Genomic DNA, 25,828 nt, shown 5'->3' with positions numbered 1-25,828 from the left:
AATTTCAGTGGCAAGATTTATAAAAATTAATTTATAGTCAAAAGATATTTATTTACTTGTCTGTAATTTACAAAACAATTTAAAGTGTTTTAAAAATGTGTTAGCATAGTTCTGCTGATAATTTCATCTTGAACATCTTTACATAACTCAACGAAGTATGCACTATATCCTGCAACACGAACAATTAAATCACGATATTGTTCAGGATGTTTTTGTGCTTCAATTAAGGTATTGTTATCTAAATAGTTGAATTGAATTTCACCAAGTCCAAGAGCACAAGCACTACGTAATAAAGTTATAATACCTTCTTCTCCTTCTTTTGTATCAAGAAGTCCAGCTATAAGCTTAAAGTTATGAACCATACCAATGTTCATATTGTCACAAGCCATTTTTGATACAGATTTAATTATTGCTGTTGGTCCCTTATAGTCTGCACCTTGAGTTGGACTTATACCATCAGATAATGGCATCCATGCTCTACGTCCATTAGCTGTTGCACCAGTTAATTGACCAAATGGAGTGTTATTAGAGATTGATAAAGTACCATGACTTAGTACTGAATATAAAGTTTTAAATTTACGGTGCTCCATTTCAGTAAAATTGATTAAGTCAGCAGCAATGTAATCTGCGTAATCATCATCATTACCATACTTAGGTGCTTCTAAACAATCTTTTCTAAGCTTTTCATATCCAACAAAATCAGCCTTTAATGCTTCATTTAATTCTCTTAATGTGTATTTCTTTTCTTCAAATACTAACCTTTTAATAGCAGCCATAGAGTCTGCATAAGTAGCTAGTCCACTCCATACTACTCCTGGTCCAAAGTTATACATTGCTCCACCAGCTTCAACGCCTCTACCTTTTTCCATACAACCTTCATACATTATAGACATTAAAGGTTTTGGAGCAAGATCTTTGTGAACACGTTGTGAAATTACAGTAGCAACACTACTCCACTTAGTTATATATTTAATTTGTTCCTTAACTGCAATTTCAAATTCTTCATAAGTTCTAAAGTTATCTATATTACCCATATCTGGACAAACTTGTTTTTTATACCAAAGAGGTACACCATTATTAAGTACAAGTTCTATACATATTGGCCATTGAGTGTAAGCAGTAGATGTCCATTGATAAAGTCTTCCTGATTTTTGAGGTTCAACACAACCCATTAAACAGTAATCTCTTGCATCTTCAATAGAAACTCCCTTTGCTAACATCATCTTTATGTGTACATCATCAAAGTGACAAGCTGGGAATCCCATTCCTGCACGAACTACATCAACTATCTTTTTAAGGTATTTATGTGGTGATTTCTTATGAATACGGCATGCTAATGATGGTTGATAAATCTTAACATGACGAACTGCATCCATAAGTAAGTAAGTTAAATCATTTGTAGCATCACGTCCATCTCTTGTAACACCACCAACACACATATTAACAAATGGTTGATATCCAGCGAAGAACTTAGAACCACCTTCACTTGTAATCCACATCATTTCAGACATTTTAATAAGCATACAGCCTGATAATTCAAATGCTTCAAAATCATTCATTCTGCCTGATTCAATATCAGCTTTATAATATGGATACATATATTGATCCACACGTCCTATAGACATACCTGTTTGGTTTTCTTCAACTACTAGTAAAGATTCTATAGTCCAAACTGCTTGAATTGCTTCCCAGAATGTGCTTGGCTTATGAGCTGGTACCCTTGCATTAACTTCAGATATCTTTTGAAGTTCTGCTTTACGCTTAGGATTTGTTTCTTTAGCAGCTAATTCTGCAGCATATTCTGATAAACGCTTAGCATAAATCATTACGCCTTCTGTAGTATCAATTACTGCTTTATAGAAATATATTTTTTCTATATCATCAGGATTTTCATACTGAAGCTTTTCAAGATTCTCTTTAGCTTCACGTTGAATATCTAACATACCCTTTTCCATTAAAATTACATCATATCCTGGGTTTGAGTCTCCTCCACCATTAATAGCATGGTATGAACAGTCTGAAACAAAGGACTCACCTGAAAGTTCCCAAACACCGGCTTCACGATACTGATCTTCGCAGTATTCATCAACTGATTTACCTGCCCAGTATGGGAATAATTCTTCTTTCATAATCTTCTTATCTTCTTCAGAAATATAGAATGGATCTTGAGCACGATTACCTATAGTATCAATTTCATCAACCATCCATCTCCATGCTATATCCGGAGAAAATGCTCCTGCACGAGGTGCACCACATGGAGCTCCTACAATAAGTTCATTATCTTGAATTACTAATGGTGCAGTTTCACAACAATATTTAAAACACTTAGCACGTAATAAAATCTTAGGCATACCAGGATTTTCTTTAGCTATCTTTGTAATAGCTCTTGCACGATGTGTTGTTATTGTTGGAACTTGTTTTAAATAGTTTTCCTTTAATTTTACTAAACGATTTGTTATTCCATCTGGAATTTTATCGCCTTCATTATTTAATACTGTTTTTGAAACAGGTTCTTCTTTTGAAATTTCTTTTGATATACTTTCAAACATCTTCATTAAAGATTCACGTTCTTCAGAAGACATATGTTGAGTAGCTTCCATAAACTTATTTGAAAATTCACGAATATCCAAATCCTTACCTCTCATTCTTTAAATATTTTTCATATTTATAATCTTATCTTCTATTTTAAATTTTGTATTACCTTCTTTAATAGGCTTTCTAGAAATTCTACATTATCTAAAGTACAACCTTCTTTTACTTCAACCTCTTTAGATAAAGATGTACTTTCTTCTAATTTATCATTAACGATTTCATTAGCTTTACGCACTCCATATCCAACTTTTCTAATATATATTAGATTTCTTGGTGAAACATTATCAGATGTCATACCATGTCCTGCAGAACCACTACCTAATGTCATTGAAGGAAATAAATTAGTAGTTGCTCCCATACTTCCTAAAGCTCCAGGTGTATTTACTAGCACTCTACCTACTGGTTTTTTTAGTGCAAATTGACGGATAACTTCCTCATCTCTTGAATGTATAATTAGAGTATGTCCTTGTCTTTCACTTAGTAATAATTCAATACATTTTTCACAAGCATGCATCCAGTCATCTTCAATGTAATATGCTAAAACTGGACAAAGTTTTTCCCTAGAGTAAGGATTATTCTGTGAAACATACTTTTGCTTTGAAATAAGAACTTTTACATCATTAGAGACACTAAAGCCTGCTTTTTTTGCTAATTCTTGTGCTGATTTACCAACAACATCTGATTCAGCACTTCCACCATTATAGGAGAAAATTAAAGCAAGTTTCTTCGACTCTTCTTCATTCATAAAGTAAGCACCATTTTTTTCTAGCTCTTTCTTCACTTCAGATTCGATACAACTATCTACCACAATAGACTGTTCAGCTGCTGAAACAACTCCATTATCAAAAGTCTTACTAGCAATTATATCTTTAACAGCTTGTTTTATATCTGCTGTACGTTCTATAAAAGCTGGTCCATTACCATTTCCACCATATATTACTGGCTTTCCAGATTTATAGGCTTCTTTTAGTAAACTTGGTACACCTGTATTTATTATTAATGAAGCATCTTTATGATTCATTAGCTCTAATGTTCCACTTTTTGTAACATTATGAAGGTATGTAAGTGCTCCTTCTGGTAGCCCATATCCTTCAGCTGCACGAATCAAAATATCTAAAGTTCTTGAAATTGTATTTTTAGCTCTTGGATGAGGTGAAAATATAATTGCATTTCCTGATTTTATTGCAATTAAGGCCTTATATATTGTGGTAGAAACTGGACTTGTTGATGGACAAAAGGCGATTATTACTCCCATAGGTACACCTACATCCATTGTTTTATTTTCTTTATCTTCACTAATTATTCCAACACAATTCATACCTTTTAATCTGTGACTTAGATACTTACAGATAAAATGATTCTTTATATACTTATCTTCCCATTTTCCGTAATCTGTTTCATCACTAGACATCATTGCAAGTTCTGAAAGATGCTTTTCTATTTCTTCAGTCATCCTTTCAACAATTTCATCAAGCTTTTTTTGTGAAAAAGTTGCTAATTTTCTTTGAGCTTCACGAGCATTTTCAACAAGAATTCTCGATTCTTGCATGGAGAGTAAATCGTTATCTATTATATTCATTTTTTTCTCTCCTTTTTATAAGAAATAACTATAATATTCTTTTACTTTTAAGGCATCAAATTAGTAATTTTGTAACGCTCAATAATCTTTTCAAGATCTGGGTGAGGTCTTGCAATAACAACTGAACTATAAAGGTTTCCACCTTCCATACTTTCAACTGCTTTTACTCCAGCTTCAACTGCTGTTTTACAAGCTCCTACATCTCCACGAACAAGAACCGATATATATCCTGATGCAACGTTTTCATAACCTATAAGTTCAACATCTGCTGCTTTGCACATGGCATCTGCTGCTTCTAAAACGAAAACTAAGCCAAAAGTTTCAATTAATCCTAAAGCTTCATAACGTGCCATTTAAACACCTTTCCTTTCATTAAATTTAAGAATCTATATCATGTACTGAAACAATATCTCCAACTTCTCTAATAGGACGTGGCATAACATTTTTTGCTGTTAGCTTACCTATTGCAGCTGCTGCTTCAGCACCTGCTTCTACAGCTGATCTAACTGCTGCTACATCACCTTTAACCATAATTGTAACTAGGGTTGATCCAACGTTTTCATATGATATTAATTCAACGTTTGCAGCCTTTAACATTTTGTCAGCTGCCTCAAGTGCCGGAACTAATCCGATTGTTTCTACAAGACCTAATGCTTCATCACCATAATATCTCATTCACAATTCCCCCCTCTCCTTTTAAGAAATTATCTTAGTCTTTAATATATCTATTTATTGTTGCTGCTCCTTCTTCATGAGCATGATAGTAAACTCTTAGCTCACCATTGTTATCCATATCAAATCTTGTTTCCTCAAGAAGGCCATTTGCTTCTGCTGTCATTAAAGCTGTAATTATATCTTTCTTATTAAGAGCTTTAAATTTACCATATTCACCTTTTAATGCATTAATTACATCATTAGCGCAGGCTTCTTCAACAGTAGTAAAATGCTTTAATATAGCATAATTAAGTGGCTTCATAATGGTCTACCTCCTTATCAGTATCTTTATTCTTCTTTCTAAATAAATCAAGTGGATTCATAGCAATAACTAGAATACCAAAAATCATTAGAACAGCTCCAATCCAAACTACTGGAGGTAATGCCCATCCATCCATTCCTGCGAATACTCCAAGTACAATCCAACAACAGAATGGTCCCCAGAATGAATAAGTACCATTACATGCCATACCAAGAGCTGCACCACACATACTATTACCGTTATACCAGCACATGTATGAAACGAATGCACAAAGTCCACTTAACGCAAACCAAATCATAGAAGAACTACTTGTAAATGCTTCAACAACTAAATTAGCTGAAAAACCAACTCCATCACCAAATATCATTCCAAAAATAGGAACTAGAATTATTAGATTTGATAAACCTGATGTTGCTTGACGGATTGTAATTCCAATCTCTGAATCAATCATTGATGTACCATATCCAGCAACACATCCTTCAAATCCCCATCCAAGAGCTGCTATAAATGCAATGCATAATCCAAGGAACATTCCTTCTGGGGCATCTCCTGAAAGGCTTGTACTACCAATAAGAAAACTTGAAGCAACACAAATTGCAATACCAGCCATCATACGTTTATTTAATTCTTGCTTAAATAATATTCTTCCTAAGATAGCACCGATAGCTGGACAAAGAGCTGTAATAGGAATAACTATTGATCCAGCCATTTGAAGTCCAACAACATAAGCTGTACTTGAAATTGGGCCTCCAATAAGAGCAGCTAGAATCATTACTCCACCTGGAGTTGTTCTAATACATCTAAAGAAATCACCAATTTTTCCTTTTATAGTTGCATAAATCATTGCCCAAACAGCACTACATGTATCATTTACTGCACTACCAAGAGCTCCCAGTAAATATGTAATTACAAGTACTGATAAGCCTGCATTGTTATCGCCATACCAATCGGCCCAAACACCTTTCTTCATTCCAAGTGTCATAAATGCGGAATAAAATCCATACATAAGACCTGAGAATAATGCGATAGAAATACCTTTTTTAAGGAAATTAGATGATAATTTCTTTTTAGCAGCAATTGCTGACGAATTAGCCGCTCCTGACATTTCACTCATAAATAAAACTCCCTCCATTTAAACGTTATCACGTTTGATTGTATATTATCATTAAATAAAGATTTATAATGACCATACTAAACTTTTAATAAGTATAAAATTACTTATTAAAAGCACTACAAGAACTCCTTTGAGTTTAATTACACTTGTTATAATTTTATCTCTAGGATATTTTATTTGTTTTGAAATTATGGAATAACTTTTCATCTTATGTATGTTTGTAGGTATTTTTTACTCTTGATTAAATTATAGTCCTTTCCCTATAGGGGAAAGTCAATATGTATTTTAATTGCACTGTTTAGTTTTATCTCTATAAATTTTTAATATAGATTTTCTTTTCATTAATTTTTTACTTAACTAGACCTAAACCTATTGTATTAAAGGTTTTAAAAGTACCATCCAATATTTGTAATTATGTAGAATTATACTGATTTTTTTAATTTAAAAAATATAAAAAGCATCTTAACTGATAAATCTATAATAATTTATCCCTTAAAATGCTTTTATTTATAATTTATACGTTACCCTAAGGGTAACGTTTTCACCCAAGTCATTATTTTTTACCCCTACTAATCTTAACCATCACTTCTGTTACAAACTTATCAGTATTTTTAGTTGTCCAATAATCAGTAACATATCTTTCGTATGAATTATTTTCATATTTGTATTTATTTTTTTCTGCCCAATCTCTTATCTTTTTATATGTTTCATTAATTGTTTCATGTGAGCCTACATGATAGCAAGATGCTACCATACATCCACCAAATTCAACTGTTTTACACTCTTTACATTTTAATATTGTTTCCTGCATTATTTTCATTTTATTACACTTTCCATTCATCTTATCTTCAAAAGACGGAAACTGTATTATTACAGGACCAGTTATTGCATTATTTATATCTTCTATATAATTAGTAAATTCTATATTTATTATAGAATCCATATAATCATAATTAAATTTTTGATCTAAGTACACCATTCTACAGCTGTCCACATATTTTACTGAAACTTCTTTAATATCATTTTCTATAACTGTCTGGGCTTCAATTATAAGATCATACCAATCTTTTATAGATTTAAGTTTTAAATTTATTTCACTTTCTTCCTCCTTAAGTTCATCTATTTTATTTCTAAAGCTCTTTTCAAAAACTGAATAAGATGTTCCTTCAAGAAATTCCTTCATTTCTTCAAGTTTAAAGCCACTTTGTTTATAGTATTTTATCATTGGTACAGATAATAAAGTTTTTTTACTATAATATCTATACCCGCTTTCATCAGACACTTTATCAGGCGATAATATCCCCATTTTATCATAATACCTAAGTGCTTTTTTTGATAAATTACATATCTCTCCAACCTTCCCGATGCAATACAATTCACTTTGTCTCATAAAACAACCTCCCCTATTTTCTCCCCAGAATTTAGCTGTAATGAAATTCAGTTACATATCTTCCACCTTTATAGTTTACTTAAAATTTAAGTTATTTTCAATATTTAATATTTATATATATGGTTATTTTAAATGCATATAATTTTGCGTTATCTTTCTCTATCTATTTTAAATAAAAGGCTGTCTTATATAAAAATGCTTATATGACAATCACCTCATCACTAATTCACTAGGTTCATACAGAATCCATAGCGGCTTATAGACTGTTTACTTACTTTTAAAATAACTAATGCACTATGTTAAAACAGAACCACAAAAAAATCGAACAAAAAACCACTCATTTCTGAGTGGTTTTAATTAAACTATTTACTTCCTGAAACTTTATCTAAAATCTTTAATAAATCTTCTCTTGTTACTTCTCTAGGATTTGTAGCCGTACAAATATCCTTCATAGCAGCAGTTATTATTTCTTCTTTTACTTCATTTAGTAAGTTTAAGTCTGATCCTTGCTCCTTTAATGTAGTGGGAATCATTAGTTTCTTTTGAAGGTCAACAATACATTTAATTAAATTGTTAACTCCAATAGGTACTGTAGAAGCATGTAAATTCAACACCTTTGCTAATCTTTGATACTTTCTAGCAGCTAAATCATATTCTTTATTATAATTATCTATATTTAAATTAGCGTTATATTCTATAACGTGAGGAAGTATTATTGCATTACTTCTTCCATGAGATATATGCAATTTTCCTCCTACAGCATGTGCTAAGCTATGTGTAATACCAAGTCCAGCTGAATTGAAAGCCATACCTGCTAAACAAGATGCATTATGAATTTTTTCTCTTGCTAATAAGTTATTTCCATCAGCAAAAGCCTCTGGTAAAAATTTAACAGCTAAAGAAAGTGCTTTTTCTGCTAAAGCATCTGAAAAATCATTAGCATCCTTTGAAACATAAGCTTCTATTGCATGTGTAATTACATCCATACCTGTGTCTGCTGTAATAGCTGGAGGTACAGAAGTTACAAGCTCAGGATCAAGTATTGCTACCATAGGAAGAAGTGATTTATCTGATAAAGCATATTTTAATCCTTCCTTTTTATCAGTTATTACTGCATATTGAGTAGCTTCAGAACCTGTCCCACTTGTAGTAGGAATAGCAAAACATTCTTCTACTTCAAAATCTGAACCTAGAAGTTTTTTTGAATACTCTCTTATAGCCTTAGCTGCATCAATTGAAGATCCACCACCAAGAGCTATAATAGTCCTTGCACCACAACCTTTTAATTTTTGAATACCAGCAGCAATAATTTCCACTGAAGGATCTGGTACTATATCACTAAATATAGTTACCTCACAATTAACTAACCTTTCTTGAATCTTTGCAGCCATACCTGAAGACTCTATAAACTTGTCACATACAATCAACACTTTTTTATTTTTTATTTCACTTAATCGACTTAAAGAACCTTCTCCAAAATAAATATTGGTACTAACACTAAATTCTTTCATATAAATTTCTCCTAATTTTAAGTTTATAAAATATGAATAATTTAGTCATTCCTTAAATTTCAAAACAATAATTAACCTACAAATTAATTATAATCAATCAAAAATAAATCTTTATTTGTTAATTATACTACAATCATATTGAGATAGCAAATGTTTACATTAGATTAATCATATTTATAAATAAATTCATTACTGAAATTTCTATTATTATCTATTCCAGTTCATTATTTAGCTTTATTATATATAATTCATTTTTTTAAGAGCATATATTAAAAATTCCTCTGCTAAACTTTCACTTTTAATATGTTTTAGTGCATCTTTGAAAGTAAACCATTGTGCTTTATCAATTTCATCATTAATTTGTCCTAAATCTTCACTATCCGCTGTGCAAATAAAATTACACATTAGAGTGTTAGTTCTTTCAAAATATCTACTCTTCATATATTCATAATCTTTAATATTAAGACCGATCTCTTCTTTTACTTCTCTTACTAAAGTTTGTTCTGCATCTTCGCCTTTATTAATATATCCTGCTACAAGTATATTATCTAATCGTCCATACTGTTGTATAAGTAATACTTTATTTTTATCAGGGTTCAAAATAACTGCACTTATAGCTGAACTAAAAGTAGGAAAATGAAATACTTCACATTTATTACAATATGGAATTTCTCCCTCATTATTACACTGCTTGTTTATTAACTTAGTTCCACACTTAAAACAATAATTCATACTATTACTCCTTGTACCTCTATATAATTCATAATCATTTGTTTGCACCAATTCTCAATTTACATATCTTAGAATCAAGAACATTATAAATTCTTTAATAAATCATTTTTCTTTTTCTGTAATAATATATTATAATTCCGTTATAAAGTAAATAAAAAAACTCATAGTTCATATTATATATATTTTACACTTATTTTGGGTATTATTCTTAGCATTATTACTAAGTGAGGTTTTATAAGTAATTTATAAAGTCTCAATTTCAACTTTTATCGCTGTAGCTCCATCTAACTGAATCCAATTTAGATTCGCCTTGAATTCTGAAGTAACTTTATCTAAATTGCATATATTTTCTACAACATAAGCTCCTTTATTTTCAACATATTTATCTATTTCTACATGAGCTCTACCATGTTGAATTCCACTTAAATCAATACCTATTAATTTTACATTACAATCTAATAATTTATCTATAAGTTCATTAGTTAAATATGGACTTGATTTAGTATTAAAATACTCTTCACTTCCATATCCATAGCTTTCTAAGTATCCTGTTCTAAATATTACAAAAGAGCCTGCCTTAATTGATAAATTATCTAATATATTAACGTCTATAATATCTAAATTTCTAACATCTACTACCCTAACATCTATTTTTGATGCTAACTCTATACTTGATAGATTATAGCAATCTATATGAGTTCCTATATGTTGCCTTTGATGTGCTGGCTGTGAGTCTCCCCACTTCAATATTTTTTCTGGAATATTAAATTCTATTAAATGTAAATTCATATTATATTTCCCCCGATGATTCTATTATTTTATCTAAATAGTTATTAAATTTTATTAGGAATCTAGCTACAATCTCTTGATCTTCCTCAGTTATATCTTTAAAGAAATTATTATTTCTTTCTTCCCATTGCTTATGTTTTATTTCATGATATTTATATAATTCTTCACCTGATTCTGTTAACTTAAAATATATTTCTTTGTCATTCTCTGGCTTTTTATATTTAACAATAAGATTATTACTCAAAAGCTTTTTGCACAGTTTACTTATTGCACCTCTTGTCATATTCATACTTTGAGATATTTTAGTAACATTAGGCTCCTTTATTTTCCCTATAAAATCTAAGCAATGTATTTCTGAAATCCCATAATCTTCATATTCACCTTTAAATGCTAATTTTCCTATAGTTTCTTCCTTTTCATATATACTTTTTAAACTCTCCATAATAGTATTGATATTATCCACTTTAAAAACCTCCCTTAGAAACCTAATAAAATAATATTTACAACTTTGTTTCCTTGGAAACAATATTATTACATTTTTGTTTCCTTGTCAACATTTTATATAAATTAATCTAATATCTAATCCTTAATTTTATGTAATACAAAAAAGCTATCAGAATAATAATTCCAATAGCTTCTTATTAAAAAATTAAATAAAAATATTATTTTGTTATTCTCTATAAAACCTCTAGGTTTCCCAAATAAATTATTTTTCTAGCTCAATCACAATATCGTCCAATGTAAGTTCACCATCTCCATTACCTGATACTTGGTGTACATCATTTGATAAATGTACCTTAGGAGTTATTATTAGCTTAGTTGCATTTGGATCTAGTCTGCCAAAGTTTGACATAGAATCTCCTGAATATCTTCCTTCACTACCTGCATTTGTTGTACAACTTGTTGCAGTATAAACATTTCCTAAGTCATCTTTTACTTCTAGTATTGGAATATCTACAGAAAAATATTTTTCCTGTAATTCTTTAGAGACTTCTTGAAAATAGTCTAAGGTAAATGATACTTCAGTCTTAAAAATGCTCTTTATATTTAATTTAACTCCATTTTTTTCAGTCTCCTTATTTACAGATTGTTTAACATTATCCAATGCCTTTAGATTAATTTTAAAATTCCAATTTCCCTTTATTTCTTTAGAACTCTCAGAACTCATATCTCCTATATCTGCAAAGTTTAGTTCAAAACTTATAGCTTTTCTTTCTTCATCTATAGTAATATTTTCTCGACCTACATAAGTATTCTCATCAACTTTTTTTACTCCAGAATTTCCTCCTGTGCTTCCATTATAATCATTTATAGTAAGTCTAGGTCCATGCATATTAAAAAGTGGATTCTCCCCTAAATCTTTATCACTTTTTATTTCATAAGTATATGTTAATGTTCTTCCATTAAATATTGCTTCTTTTATAGTAACCTTAATACCATTACTTTCTTGCGTAAAACCTACTACATCTGCATAATCCTTATAGTTATCATATGCACCTGTTCTGCCATTATCTAAAAATCTAAATATATCTCCGACTATAGGGATTTCTGCTGCATATGCTGGATTTGTTATTCCAACTGCTCCAACACCTCCAATCAATGAACAACATAAAACTGCTGCAACTATACTCTTCTTCTTCCATCCTCTATTTTTATTTGTACATTTCTTCAAATAATTTTTCACTTTTGCTTTTTCAAATTCTGATACTTCCATTGTTTCAATTTCACTTTCATCTATATCTACATCATTTATTAATTCATAAATATCCTTCATATTACATTACCTCCAAATTTAATCTAGTTGCTTGTTTACTAAGTAGCTTCTTACCTCTGTAAATTCTGTTATCTATAGCCGTTCTGCTCATTTTAAATTTTTTAGCTATATCCTCTGACTTTACACCTAAGAAAAATTTCATAGTAAATATTTCTCTATCTAAAGGTTGAAGAGTGTTTATTAGCTTTATTAATTCATTCCTATTTTCCATAGTAATAATTTCATCTTCCACTAATCTATTAGTAGTTATTTCTTTGTCTTCTAAGCTTACATCAGAATTTTTAACTTCTTTTCTGTAATAATCAATAGCTTTAAACTTAGCTACTTTATATATCCATTTTTTAAAATCTACTTCTTCACCAGTGAATTTGTCTGAATTATTCCACACTGAAAGAAAAATATCATTTATACATTCCTCAATAATCCCATCTCTTTCAAGTGGTGAAAGTACTTTATATACAGCTGATTTAACTAATCCTAAATATTTATCTACTATGAATTCTAAAGCATCTTCTTTTCCTTTTTTCAGTCTATCAATATAATTTTTTTCCGTACAACTCATTGAAATTTCTCCAATCTAATAGTTTTGTAAAAGCCTTTACACCTTATATAACGTAAATAAAATTATCTTCTCTCATTTTTTTATTTACTGTTTATATTTCTATTTTAAAAAACTCATCTAATTTCATTATACTTAACTCCACGATCACTTAGTTAATTTAAAATAATTTTTCCCATGTAAAATTTCAGCATATTAAAAAGAAGAAGGAGAACCTCCTCCATCTGGACTTGGCTCTCCTTAATTACTTAGACACATTATTAAGTTATTATTAAATTAGCTCTACAACATACTCTTTTTATTTCTATGTTAATTATATTTCTTCTCTACAAATTGCATGACTGAGTAGCATACCGAATACAATAAACACCACAACCATACTCACCATAACTGCGTATGGTCTCCAAATCCACATGTCGAAACGGAACCCAGACACCTCATTTATCACCTGTGATGATGCCAGTGGAAAGGCATTTAAGATATATTGAAAGAATCTCCCTGGTACCTTGATAAATGAAGCCATGATGATATAGAAAATATTTATTGAAATTCCTATTGCTGTAGTGAAATTTGTATTTGCTGTTTTGTAGGATATCCACCCCATAATAGTTGTTAAAGCCAGTACTCCCAAAAGTTCACTTACAAACATCAAGAGAATTCCACCGCCTAATGTGAAATTTCCTATAGAAAATAGTGAAAATACTTTCAAACTGCTCTTCAAAGCCTGAAGTCCCGTAGCCGAACCTATAACTGACACCATGCCAAGTGTTGCCACTAAAGTTAACAGTAGACCATATATCATAACCGGCAGAAGGCGAACAGCCATCATTCTCTTTCCCAGTTTTGTTGCATAAATAATTTCCATACTACCATCTTCCATGCTATCAGAATAAGTGGCCGCTGCAAAAAATGTCACCATAAAGATAATTATTAGATAAATAACCTTAAGATTATCAATTCCTAAATTCCAATAATAATATCCTGGATACTTAACAAAAGGTGTTTTTACCTTGTTTAGTTCTTCTAATGCTTTTGCTTGATCCTTTTTAGGAATTTTTTCTATAAGTGCAATAGATTTTTTTCTCCAACACTTATAAAAATTTTTTGCATAGGTATCTGGAAAGTCTTCAATTCTATTTTCACCATATAACACTTCAGGATGAACCTTAACTAAACCGCTTACAAAAGCTGTGAGCTGTTGATATTTTATTTCATCTGATTTTTCATCCCTCACTTTTTTCAGTCCTAGCAATAATTTATCTTCCGTCATTTCACCAGAATAGACAGCTTCTTCTTTTAACACTTCAGGTAGATTTTTCTCTCCTACTATCAGTATTGCATTTAATCCAACAGTCAAAAGAAGTATCCCTATTATTGAGAAAAGCACATATCTTGTAAAAAGTCCACGCTTTAATTCTTGATATATCATCTCTTTACCTCCTCCTATAGTTTAATGCGGTGAATACTGTGCTAAGTAAGAATATAATTCCACTTACTATCAGCAAAATTGATGGTATCAAAAAAACTTTTCCACCAAGTGTTATCATAGGGAATTTAGTCAATCCTACGAATTGTAGATATGAAAATGTCGCTCCTCCAGGTAACAATATTTTAATTGCATCAATAATTGGAGCATCTATATTAATAAACACACCTAATAGAAAAGCTCCTAGTATTGTCAATATAGAGAATTGAATGGCCTTTGAAGATTTCTTAGCTATAGATGAAATCCAAGTAGAAAAGCTTGCTATTGTTAAAATTCCTATAACTCCGAAAATAAATAAATTTCTAAGTAATTCACCTTGGTTGTATGGAAGAAAGCTTTCACTAAAAACCTGTATTGATGTATTTAAAGCATCAGCAGGCAATAAAAGTCTCAGAAGCACAACATAAACGCCAACTCCACAAAGATAGATAATAAATGCCATAACCCAAGGTATAATAATCTTTGCTACAGCGAGATTCTTCCTACCCTTCATTGTAGTTGTGATAATCTCATCCATTCCATTTTCTTTATCTTTAGCTATAATGGAACCTGCAAAAATTCCTGCCATAATCATAAGTACAAATGAGAAAAACATCATATGTTGAATTCCGTCATCCCATTGTTTAAATCCACTATAATAAGTATAAGGTTTTTTTACGCTATTCCAAATTGAAAGAGCTAATGCCTTTTCACTTTCATTATGTGCGTTTCTATCAATATAATCACGATAATAAAGATCTTCATTTTTATAAAAATGCTTTCCTGCATCCTTCGGAATATCCCAAAGATGCTCTGTAGACTCTCCTATCATGTTTCTAAGTCTTAACTCTTGCATAACTAGCATGTCAGCATAAACAGCATGTTCTAATAGGTCTTTAGTCATTTCTACATTACTTTCGTCATTACCTCTTAATGCATTAAGAAACGCATCACAACCACTTTGAAATTTATCTTCAGTCATTTCTCCAGCAGTAACGTTTCTATCCTTAGCTGCCACTTCTATTGCCGCTTTACCTTTATAGTCTTTGTAACATCCTGTCTGCATAAAGCCATCAGTAGCTCCCCCTACAATAAACCATGTCCATAATCCTGCTAATGTAATTGCAATTAAGATATATGTTAGCAGCCTTTTAAAATTAAGCTGTCTTTTTAACTCTTGAAAAAATATATCCATTTTTATACCTCCTTCACTTTTGAAAGGTAAAAATCATTAAGAGAAGGTGGAACTAACTTACTATTTGGTAATGGAACATCTGCAATATAGCGAATTGTAACCTGACCCCTATTTTCATTACGAAAATTCATAATTCTATATTCATTTTCTAGCCTTTTCATTTCATTTTCTTCAACAACTGTCTCAAATACATTACCATCAAGTCTTTGAATTAAAGAATCACTTTCTCCATTTGCAATTACTTTACCTTTTTCCATAATCACAAGATAATTAGCAATAAACTCAATGTCTGAAACAATATGTGTAGATAAAATAACGATTTTTTCTTTACTTATTGTTGTTAAATACTTACGAAATCTTCTTCTTTCTTCAATATCTAAACCTACAGTTGGCTCGTCTACAATCAAAATATCAGGATTATTTAACATAGCTTGGCATATTCCAACTCTACGTTTCATACCTCCAGAAAGCTTATCAATCTTTTTCTTTCTAACTTCTGATAAATTAAATTGACTTAATAACTCACTGATTCTTTCATTTCTTAACTTTTTATCCATCCCTTTTAAAGATCCAATATAATGGAGAAAATCTTCCACTGATTGATTTTTATCATATCCAAATTGCTGAGGCAAGTACCCTATTTTATCCAAATATGCATTCCTAAGTTCAGCAATATCTACATCGTCTAGCATTATTTTCCCCTTACTTGGCTTTATATTTCCAACCATCATTCTCATTAATGTGGTTTTTCCTGCGCCATTAGGTCCTAAAAGCCCCCAAATTCCTGGAGTAAATTCAAGATTTATATCATCAACAGCCTTTAAATCTTTAAACTCCTTAGAAAGATTATAAACAAATAATTTCATATCTTTTTCCTCCTTAATTAAAGCAAAATAAAAAACCTTTCTTCTATCTTCAGTATAACTAAGATAAAAGAAAGGTTTATTCATAAATTATTTAGTATTTATAAAGATTTCATTAAGAATTGAGTATAGTAATAATAAATACAGTATGTCCATCCTGACTTTCAGCTTCTAAAGATCCCTGATGCCTTTCTACAATTTCTCTTGCAATAGCTAATCCAAGTCCTGCCCCTGATGATTGGCTCCTTGACTGATCTCTTCTATAGAATTTTTCAAATATAAGTTTTAATTCTTGCTCACTTATTATGTCACCATCATTTTCCACAAATAATTGTATACTATGTTTTCCTATTTTTCCGTTTATTTTTATGACAGAATCCTTGTTGCTATATGCTATGGCATTCTTTAATAAATTATTTAACACTCTAGCAAATAGTGATCCGTCGGCATAAATCTTCATATTAGGAGGAATATTTATATTAATTCTTAAGTTTTTATCTCTAAGTAGTGGATATAGTTCTTCAGTCAACTGTTCTAGAAAAAATTCTGCATCTAATAAACTTTTATTCAAAGGGATTTCATGAAGACTAAAACGAGCAATATCAAAAAACTGATTAGTTAAGTCTTCCAGTCTATGAGATTTTCCCAGAAGTTTTTTAATATAGTCTTGGCGCACATTCTCTGGCACCTCAGATTCATCTAAGATTGTGAGATAGCCAATAATACTTGTTAATGGAGTCTTTAAGTCGTGTGCTAAGTAGGTTACAAGGTCATTTTTCTTGCTCATCTCTATTGCTATTTCCTGTTTTACAATTTCATTCTCATGTATAATCTTATTTATTTGAGAATCAATAATCTTTAGTTCTTGAACTTTTTCAGGTACCTCTCCTTTAGCTAATAAAGCTATTCTTTGCTCCAACTGATATATTATTTTTTTTCGTTCCTTATTTCGAGAATATCTTGTTGTAAAGTAAACAACAATTTCTAAAATAGCAAAACCTCCAACAGCTATAAGTGTCAATATATCTTTAAGGTGTGGCCAATAAAAGGTTCCCCTTGTACGTTCCCCTAAAAACGCTACTTTTTCTCTATCGTACAATATTTGCTTTTCAAAATATTCTGCTACAATTCCTTCCAATTCAAAATCAATAAATACCATTATTCCTATAAATATAAAAAAAGCTAAAACATAATAATTCCATTTCCATTTTTTACGCTTCAATGATATAACCTACCCCCCAAACAGTTTTAATATATTCAGGATGTTCAAAAGATTCCTCCATTTTTTCTCTTAAATTTCGAATATGAACTGTTATTGTATTTGTAGATTTTGAATAATACTCATCCTCCCTAAGGAGATGAAACAATTTTTCTCCATTTAAGACTTGTCCTTTGTTTAATAGTAATATTTCAAGAAGGTTAAATTCTGTAGGTGTTAGTTTTAGCTCCTTTCCATTTAAATCAACATGCTTACTTTTTCTATCTAAGATTAACCCTTTATAATATATAGTATTATCTTCCTTTGTTTCTTCTCCATATTCCTTGTATCGTCTGAGCTGAGCTTTAACCCTTGCCATAACTTCCAATGGGTTAAAAGGCTTAGTGATATAATCATCTGCACCATAAGTAAGACCTATTATTTTATCTTGATCCGCAGTCTTAGCAGTAATCATTATTATAGGATACTTATATTTCGTACGTATATTTTTACAAATATTTAGCCCATTTATATCTGGTAACATTAAGTCCAAAATAACTAAATCTGGTTCTTTATTTTCAAGAAGTTCAAAAGCTTCCTTACCATTTTCTGCTTCCCATATCTCAAAAGATTCAGACTTTAAATAGATTTTTAATATATCTCTAATATCTTCATCATCTTCCACAATCAAAATTCTCTCCATTTAATTCCTCCATATGTTTATATTAAAAAATATATAATGTCCTTAGTTCCATTTAAGTATAATTATACCAAATAAAATTACTATCTTCACGCTTTTTATATTTTCGGCTGTGTTAGACAATTTCCTCTAACACAGCCATATTCATAATTTCTTAATTTTATTTTTTAAGAAAATCTCCAATCCACTGGGTTCCATTATACCTACCACCTGTTCCGTTTAGTTTTAAGGTAATAGTGCCATTAAATGGATTAATGTCTTCATAATCATGATGCCTTTCACCATTAATCCAGAAATCTACATATACTCTAGCACTAGAGATAGGTCTATTATAGTCTAATTGTGTTATTTCTATTTTCTTGTCTCCTGAAATACTTCCTGAGTTTGTTAGATAATCACCAAGCCATTGAGTTCCATCATATTTACCCCCCTCTGTAAATAATGAAAGTTCTTTAGTATTATCCCATACACCGGTATTTTCATAGTCATAATGTTTTGCACCATTAATATAAAATTCCACAGCTACTTTTACATCTGAAATTTCTCTAGTATCATCATCTAAAATCACGATTTTATTTGGAGTATAAGTAATTGCAGTCCCATAATCAACTTGTAGTGATGTTCCTTGAGAAAAACTATTTTTATCACCTGTAATTCTTATCTTTATCTTATGATTTCCTAAAGGTAGATTACTTGGGCTATAAATATAAGTGGAATCTTTAGATGATGAACTATAAAGATCTATATATTTTTCGGGACCATCATCTACAGAAATCGCAGCAATACCTGATGTAGGGCTCTTTCTACCATATAATTCAATGTTAGTTCCAAAGAAGCTAATTTCAGCACTACTATTAATTTCTCCATTTATGAAATCACCAGTATAATTAATATCATTTATTGTTTCTAGAGTGCCCTTTGAAGTAAAATTGCTATTTGGTATTACAAATGTAGTAATAGAATTAGCAGGTAAAACTGCATTTAAGCATTTATCAGTTATTGAAATATCATCTTTCTTTTCAATATTTTCAGTGCTGGATGTTCTAAATACATTTGAAACTTCTGAAAGTGAATCAAAGTTAGTAAGATTATAAGAATTAGATATATCATTAGAAGTATTATTCATTGCTATAATTACAAGATTTTTTGAATCTTTATCGTAAGCAGCTATAGAATTTTTATCATCTATATCTATTAACTTATATCCCGCCTTTATAAATTTTGAGAATTGTCCAAAGGTATAATATTGTTTAGTAGTTGTGTACTGATAAGTTGTATCTAAGTAGCGAGCTTGTATAAATCCCCATGAATCACTTCTTTGTTCAATATTTTCTACTGGTTGCCAATATACCCACGCATCAGGCTTCATATCTCTTAAATCTCTTATCATTGTATCTGATAATGTTAATCCATTTGAAATAGAATTTAAATCTGTACCCGAGCCTGTACCATATTCACTCATCCATAATCTCTTATTATTAGTCTTAGCGTATTCCCTAACACCTATTCTATCACTACCACTATATGAATGAACATTAAACTGGGAAATAGCATTTTTTGCATTTGAATCATAATGATTCACATGGTCTGCTAATTTATCCATACTCCAAGAATCATTTGCAGTAATTTCAATCCCTGTTTGAGCAGAATCAATTTTAGCTTTTAATATATTTATAATATTTTTTTGTACCCATGGTTCTACTATCATTCCTTCTTGAGGACGGCCTGCCATCCAAAAACCATCAGGCTCATTAAAAGGTTCAATTGTTCTAAAGTTTATTCCCATAGTATCCTTTAAATGTTGAGTTACTTTTAAAAGATAATCAGCAAAATCGTTTTCGTATTTTGTATTGAAATTTGGAAGGGATAGAGTATTCCCAGCACTACAACCTGATTTCGTCATCCAATATGGTGCACTATTTGCAAAAGCTTCAAATATATTTACTCCTCTCTCTTTTGCTAACCTTAACATTTCACGTTCACCAGCATCACCATCCCAATTCCATACTCCTGGTGATGGTTGATAACCCTCCATTTCTGCATTTACAAAGCTTCCTGAATTCATATGGTTATGACCTGGATCATCGCCTCCCCCAATATTAAAACGAAGCACATTAATTCCTAGACCATCTTCACTAAATAATAAATCAGCAATTTCATTTCTTTTATCTTCTGGCCATTTTCCAATTGTATTTCCCCACCAAGCAAGATTTACACCAAATCCTTCTAATGTTTGATATTGCATATTTGGATCAACTCTTATAGTAGTAGCTGCTTGAGCTTTTTTAGGTAAAGTTATATTAGTACACAAAGATGTCAAAAGTGTAGCAGATAGCAATAAAGCTGCAGACAATTTTGATTTTTTCATTATAATACCTCCATTTTAAATTTATACATATATATTCAAATGTAAATTAAAAATGCAAGTATTTCTCATATATTAATAACTATAATGGTAAAAAAATTCTTGAATAATTTTGTATTTGAATAAAAAAATCTGTTTCGTAGATTATGTGATTCTGCCTCTTTGCAAAGTTATTCACAGATTCAAACTCTATAATTCTCTATAAAGTAAGAAAAAGATGCACCATCATGAAAATGTTAGCATCTTTTCTTTAAATTTTTTATGTATCACTTATAATTTTTTTGCTTTACTATCTATATTTATATATCTCTAATTTCTATTTTCAAGTTTATTAAACATATCTCCAGCAGCCGCTGCCATTATCATAGGTATTATTGCATTAGGTGGGAAAAAGAATATTAATAAAAATATTGCTACAAACATATTCCCTATTGCCTTACTTGCAAGACCAGTTACAATTATAGCAAGACAAAAAACTGGATCTAATGAAAATAACATGGATACACCATAAGCTGCACAACTACCTGCAAAAATCAATGGGAAAATGTGTCCTCCTCTATGACCTGTAGATAAGCAAATCTCAGTTAGTAGAAGTTTTAATAGTGATAATAATATCAGCATATAACCTGACATACTGCCCCATTCAAATACTAGTTTTTTTAACTCATGTTCTCCTGAAAATAATGTATAAGGAAAAACTGTTCCAAATATACCTATAAGTACTCCTCCAATTATTCCTTTTAGTAATTTTTTATTTTCAATAGATTTTAATCCTTTATGAAGTATAACACCATAAGCTTTATATATGTATGCTAGTAACATAGCTATTAATATTAATGGAATTGCCCAAATAATCTCCTTTATTGTTATATTACTCTCTCCGAATTTAACAATGAATGATTCTCTATGATTAATCTTTGATAATAGAAAAAATGCTAAAAAACCAGATATAGTAGTAATTGTATATACTATAGTTTTTATTTTTTTTAGAACCTTTGAATCATTTTCTTCCTCACCCGTTAATGTATATAGTCCAAATAAAGGTGCATTAAATATAATACTGGCACTTGCTTGAATGCTATATTCTATTACAACATCTGAATTATCAATCGCTATATTTTTCCTTCTAAACCTCTCCTTCATCTTATCTCCAATATATGTACTTATTCCTCCCACAATACCTGTTAATGCTGCTTCTGGCCCAACACTTGCTCCAAAAAAAAGTATTGTTAACGAATTAATTATTGAATTTTTTACAGATTTATATTCTATTCTTTTATTTTTCTTATATTCCTCTAAAGTTTCAGGCATATACTTTGGATATTCTCCAAGATATTTTTGAGTAAGCCCTACTAAAACACCACCAATAGTAGCGATAACTAATGTCCAATATTTTATATTAAAAAATTCGCCTGCTGTATTCCATATAAAATTAATCCCAAAGGTTACCAAACTTAAAAATACCCATGTAAAGACACCTACTAACGCTCCCATAAATATGCTATGAATCATCAACTTTAAATCTAATTTTGCAATTTTCATCAAAACTTTCACTCCTTATCTATAATTATTTAATCTTTTCGTTTTACTTAAACCACATTTATTAATATATTTATAATATTATTATATTTTTATAATAAATTCATAATAAAATAATATACCACTATTTTTAAAATTTTTCTACTCTTTCTAAAAATCTATACTCATTTTTTAACCATTTAATTAACTCCCTATCTCTTTTTGCAATTCTTGCAATATTTATTATCAAAGTTCTCTATACGTATAATTCACTGCTACACTTCTGAGGTTTTTATATCTATAATTGCATAATTTTTTCTTTTATACTTTTATTAATTTTTTTACTAAACTCATATTTCCACTAATCATCAAATTCCCTTCATAATTAGTATCTTTATAAATAAGGATTTATATAAATCAATATGTTAATGCACATAGAGCAAAATAATCACGAAAAAATTTTTTTCTATAGTAGTACAAAATAAATGAATTATCACTGACATTAGAAAAATTTGGTTCCATTTTTAAAATGTTTTTGCCTACTCCACCATTTCAATTAACAATTTAGTAAAATTCTAAAAAATTGATAGACTTATTTCATCTATTATTTACTAACTTTATTATTTTTGATATGTGTTGCTCATTATTCAATTAGTCTATTTATTTATAAAACTATCATTAGTATAATTAAATAAAAATAACTATGGAGGAAAGATAAATGAGTAATATAAGAGTAATTATTATGGATGTAGATGGTACATTAACTAATAGTAAAAAAGTAGTAACTGAAAAAACTAAAAATGCTTTAATTAAAGCACAAGAAGTAGGAGCTATACTAGTTTTAGCCTCAGGGAGACCTACCTCTGGATTAATGGATCTTGCTAAAGAATTAAAAATGGATGAAAATAATGGACTTTTAGTTTCTTTTAATGGATCTAAAGTAATTGATTGTGAGACTAATGAAGTTCTATTTAATGAAACTATGAGTATTGAAGAGGGACAAGCAGTACTTGAACACATGAAGAGGTTTGATGTTAAACCTATGATCGACAAAGGTGACTATATGTATGTTAATGATGTTTTCAACAATCAAATAAATTACAAAGGTGCACTTTTTAACATAATTCAATATGAAGCTCGTGGTGGTAAATTTAAGCTTTGTGAAAAAGATGATTTAGCTGCTTTTGCTGATTATCCATTAAATAAAATTTTGACCGCAGGAGAATCTGAATATTTAAAAGCTCATTACAAAGAAATGATGGAGCCATTTAAAGACACTTTAAGTTGTATGTTTACAGCAGATTTCTACTTTGAATTTACTGCTAAAGGAATTGATAAAGCTAAAGCCTTAGATACTGTACTAATTCCTATGGGATATAAAAAAGAAGAAATGATTGCTTTTGGAGATGGTCATAATGATGCTTCAATGATTAAATATGCTGGTATCGGAGTAGCTATGGGTAATGCTGTAGATGACTTAAAATCTATAGCTGATGAAGTGACTTTATCTAATGAAGAAGATGGTATTGCTTATACACTAGATAAATATATAAAAGATATAGATATTTAAACTATCTATAAACTTTAAACACTAAAATTTAATAAAATATTATATAATGTTCATGAGGTGATCTTCATGAACATTTTTAGTAAATTGAATAAACTAACTAATTTAACTGAAAACGAAAAAACATTAGTTACATATATGCAAGATAATCCTGAAATTTTTGTAAAGATGAGTGCTGCTGAAATTAGTGAAGCATGCTTTATTTCAACTTCAACAATTTATAGATTATGTCAGAAGTTAGATTTAATAGGTCTATCAGAATTAAAAGTACAAGTATCTTCTTCTATTAATGAATATTTGAAAGAGAAAAGTTTAATAGATTATAACTATCCTTTTAAAGAAAATGAAACACAATATGAAATTGTTCTTAGAATGAAGGAATTGTATGAACAAACGATGGTATCTTCCTTAAATCTAATAGATCTTGAACAATTAAAATTAATTTCTAATGCTTTAAAAGAAGCAAAATACATAGATTTTTACACATCTGCTGGGAATATTTATTTTGCTGAGAACTTTAAATTTCAAATGCAAGAAATAGGAACATTTATTAATGTTCCTATAGAAGAATACCATCAACTATTAACAGCTTCTACTAGTGACGAAAATCATATTGCAATAATAGTTTCATTTGAAGGTAGAGGTGTAATAATACAAAATATAGCAGATATATTAAAAAAGAATAAAACACCAATTATTTTAATATCTTCTACAAATGAGACTCCTCTTACTAAGTATTCAAACTATCAATTGTATTTAAGTTCAAATGAAAACCACTTTAATAAAATTTCTTCTTTTTCAACAAGATTATCTTTATTATATGTTTTAGATTGTATATACACTCATTATTTTAAATTCGACTATGATAAAAATGTAAGTTATAAACTTAATGCTTACAAAAAATTATCTAAAAAGCAATAATGAAGTTTATTAAATTAGTTATGCAATTAAATTACTTTAAAAATATATTCTCTCTATATATATCCTTTATAAATTAGGTTTAAGATCCTTAGGTATTGATATAGAAGTTAAAAACAAAATAATAAGATGGATATTTTTCTTTCAAAAATATCCATCTTCTCTATAATCTAAGTTCTATATTAAATTATTTTTCTTAAAGCTAAAATATATACCATCATTACTAGCACTATATGTTACTTCATCAGCTATTTCAAGCAACTTTGGTTTTGCATTTTCCATCGCTACACCATGGCTAACACATCTAAACATCTCTATATCATTTTCTCCATCACCATAAGCTAATGTATTACTCTTATCTATATTTAAATAATCAATAACAAACTTAATAGCTGTATATTTACTTATACCTTTAATACCAACTTCCCCGCTCTCAGGTCCAAATTGTGGTACTGTATTATGATATAGTTCTAAGTCTTTATTAAAAGTATTAAATACATCTTCATAAGGATGACCATTGCTAATAAATGAAATCTTATTTACATTATTATAATCAATTTGTTTATCCTTATGTTTATCTAATATTTCATTAAACCATTTAATTTCTTCTATTGCTTCTTCATAGGCCTTACTATTTTCATTAAGTCCATTAGTAACTTGTCCCAAAATAGCATCTTTACAATTTAAACTTCCAAATAAACCATCATTTGATTCGATATAGTAAGCAATATCATATTTATTAAAATACTCTATTAATCTTATTACAAATTCCTCAGGCATTTTTCTATGCATTAATGTTTCACCATCAACTTCAACATATCCTCCACCTGCACAAATCATACCATCAAATCCAATTGACTCTATATCATCATTAATTTCTGGTTTTGACCTACCTGTACAAATATAAACTAAATGCCCATTATCCCTAGCTTCTTGAATTGCTTCTCTAGCTGATTTTGGTACTTCTCCTGCTAAATCACAAAGTGTTCCATCAACATCTATGAAAATCAACTTTTTATTCAT

General features: G+C 29.7%; 23 protein-coding genes. 2 read left to right on the top strand and 21 right to left on the bottom strand.

The features are described 5' to 3' along the window. Positions 1–89: 89 nt before the first annotated feature. The 20 genes from cutC to ACZJV1_RS08245 all read right to left on the bottom strand — a co-directional run bounded on the left by cutC (position 90) and on the right by ACZJV1_RS08245 (position 22,344). Positions 90–2,630: a choline trimethylamine-lyase gene (gene cutC, locus ACZJV1_RS08340; RefSeq protein WP_460288907.1), complete on the bottom strand. Its 2,541-nt coding sequence runs from the start codon at positions 2,628–2,630 to the stop codon at positions 90–92. A 50-nt stretch (positions 2,631–2,680) separates the two neighbouring features. Then, entirely contained in the window at positions 2,681–4,171 is a 1,491-nt protein-coding gene (locus ACZJV1_RS08335; RefSeq protein ID WP_463652006.1) for an aldehyde dehydrogenase family protein, read from the bottom strand. A gap of 47 nt (positions 4,172–4,218) precedes the next feature. Beyond that, positions 4,219–4,524: a BMC domain-containing protein gene (locus ACZJV1_RS08330; RefSeq protein ID WP_411167481.1), complete on the bottom strand. Its 306-nt coding sequence runs from the start codon at positions 4,522–4,524 to the stop codon at positions 4,219–4,221. A 25-nt stretch (positions 4,525–4,549) separates the two neighbouring features. Further along, positions 4,550–4,846 carry a BMC domain-containing protein gene (locus ACZJV1_RS08325; RefSeq protein ID WP_411167480.1) on the bottom strand — a complete coding sequence of 99 codons (297 nt, stop codon included), beginning with the start codon at positions 4,844–4,846 and terminating at the stop codon, positions 4,550–4,552. A 34-nt stretch (positions 4,847–4,880) separates the two neighbouring features. After that, positions 4,881–5,147 carry a hypothetical protein gene (locus ACZJV1_RS08320; protein ID WP_411167479.1) on the bottom strand — a complete coding sequence of 89 codons (267 nt, stop codon included), beginning with the start codon at positions 5,145–5,147 and terminating at the stop codon, positions 4,881–4,883. Continuing rightward, positions 5,134–6,261 carry a hypothetical protein gene (locus ACZJV1_RS08315; RefSeq protein WP_460288905.1) on the bottom strand — a complete coding sequence of 376 codons (1,128 nt, stop codon included), beginning with the start codon at positions 6,259–6,261 and terminating at the stop codon, positions 5,134–5,136. The genes ACZJV1_RS08320 and ACZJV1_RS08315 overlap by 14 nt, the downstream gene beginning before the upstream one ends. 553 nt (positions 6,262–6,814) lie before the next feature. Then, positions 6,815–7,651: a MerR family transcriptional regulator gene (locus ACZJV1_RS08310; RefSeq protein ID WP_460288904.1), complete on the bottom strand. Its 837-nt coding sequence runs from the start codon at positions 7,649–7,651 to the stop codon at positions 6,815–6,817. A gap of 362 nt (positions 7,652–8,013) precedes the next feature. Further along, complete coding sequence (locus tag ACZJV1_RS08305; RefSeq protein ID WP_463652005.1) at positions 8,014–9,162, bottom strand: 1-propanol dehydrogenase PduQ; 1,149 nt, start codon at positions 9,160–9,162, stop codon at positions 8,014–8,016. 237 nt (positions 9,163–9,399) lie between these two features. Then, positions 9,400–9,894 (bottom strand): NAD(+) diphosphatase, encoded by a 495-nt coding sequence (locus tag ACZJV1_RS08300; protein WP_463652004.1) that lies wholly within the window; start codon positions 9,892–9,894, stop codon positions 9,400–9,402. Positions 9,895–10,137: 243 nt separating this feature from the next. Then, complete coding sequence (locus ACZJV1_RS08295; RefSeq protein WP_463652003.1) at positions 10,138–10,683, bottom strand: cyclase family protein; 546 nt, start codon at positions 10,681–10,683, stop codon at positions 10,138–10,140. Between the two features lies 1 nt (position 10,684). After that, on the bottom strand, positions 10,685–11,125 hold the full coding sequence (locus tag ACZJV1_RS08290; RefSeq protein ID WP_460288959.1) for a MarR family transcriptional regulator: 441 nt from the start codon (positions 11,123–11,125) through the stop codon (positions 10,685–10,687). Positions 11,126–11,389: 264 nt separating this feature from the next. Beyond that, on the bottom strand, positions 11,390–12,457 hold the full coding sequence (locus ACZJV1_RS08285; protein WP_463652002.1) for a DUF4179 domain-containing protein: 1,068 nt from the start codon (positions 12,455–12,457) through the stop codon (positions 11,390–11,392). Between the two features lies 1 nt (position 12,458). Beyond that, a complete protein-coding gene (locus ACZJV1_RS08280; RefSeq protein ID WP_463652001.1) occupies positions 12,459–13,019 on the bottom strand; it encodes a sigma-70 family RNA polymerase sigma factor in 561 nt (186 codons plus the stop codon). A 310-nt stretch (positions 13,020–13,329) separates the two neighbouring features. Continuing rightward, positions 13,330–14,445: a hypothetical protein gene (locus ACZJV1_RS08275; RefSeq protein ID WP_463652000.1), complete on the bottom strand. Its 1,116-nt coding sequence runs from the start codon at positions 14,443–14,445 to the stop codon at positions 13,330–13,332. A gap of 4 nt (positions 14,446–14,449) precedes the next feature. Further along, complete coding sequence (locus tag ACZJV1_RS08270) at positions 14,450–15,676, bottom strand: ABC transporter permease (RefSeq protein WP_463651999.1); 1,227 nt, start codon at positions 15,674–15,676, stop codon at positions 14,450–14,452. Between the two features lie 2 nt (positions 15,677–15,678). Further along, a complete protein-coding gene (locus tag ACZJV1_RS08265) occupies positions 15,679–16,542 on the bottom strand; it encodes an ABC transporter ATP-binding protein (protein ID WP_463651998.1) in 864 nt (287 codons plus the stop codon). Between the two features lie 112 nt (positions 16,543–16,654). Beyond that, entirely contained in the window at positions 16,655–17,761 is a 1,107-nt protein-coding gene (locus ACZJV1_RS08260; protein WP_463651997.1) for a sensor histidine kinase, read from the bottom strand. Further along, positions 17,751–18,440 (bottom strand): response regulator transcription factor, encoded by a 690-nt coding sequence (locus tag ACZJV1_RS08255; protein WP_463651996.1) that lies wholly within the window; start codon positions 18,438–18,440, stop codon positions 17,751–17,753. The genes ACZJV1_RS08260 and ACZJV1_RS08255 overlap by 11 nt, the downstream gene beginning before the upstream one ends. A 157-nt stretch (positions 18,441–18,597) precedes the next feature. Then, entirely contained in the window at positions 18,598–20,805 is a 2,208-nt protein-coding gene (locus ACZJV1_RS08250; RefSeq protein ID WP_463651995.1) for a glycoside hydrolase family 30 protein, read from the bottom strand. Positions 20,806–21,111: 306 nt separating this feature from the next. Continuing rightward, complete coding sequence (locus ACZJV1_RS08245) at positions 21,112–22,344, bottom strand: chloride channel protein (protein WP_463652149.1); 1,233 nt, start codon at positions 22,342–22,344, stop codon at positions 21,112–21,114. A 694-nt stretch (positions 22,345–23,038) separates the two neighbouring features. Here ACZJV1_RS08245 and ACZJV1_RS08240 point away from each other — a divergent pair. Both ACZJV1_RS08240 and ACZJV1_RS08235 read left to right on the top strand, forming a co-directional pair. Further along, a complete protein-coding gene (locus tag ACZJV1_RS08240) occupies positions 23,039–23,890 on the top strand; it encodes a Cof-type HAD-IIB family hydrolase (RefSeq protein ID WP_463651994.1) in 852 nt (283 codons plus the stop codon). Between the two features lie 66 nt (positions 23,891–23,956). Continuing rightward, the gene (locus tag ACZJV1_RS08235; protein WP_463651993.1) at positions 23,957–24,808 is read left to right on the top strand and encodes a MurR/RpiR family transcriptional regulator; all 852 of its coding nucleotides are present in this window, start codon (positions 23,957–23,959) and stop codon (positions 24,806–24,808) included. Positions 24,809–24,982: 174 nt separating this feature from the next. Here ACZJV1_RS08235 and ACZJV1_RS08230 read toward each other — a convergent pair whose 3' ends face one another. Next, positions 24,983–25,828 (bottom strand): HAD family hydrolase, encoded by an 846-nt coding sequence (locus tag ACZJV1_RS08230; RefSeq protein ID WP_460288888.1) that lies wholly within the window; start codon positions 25,826–25,828, stop codon positions 24,983–24,985.

The organism is Clostridium sp. LS3 (assembly GCF_055330225.1).
This window is presented reverse-complemented; position numbering and strand designations above follow the sequence as displayed.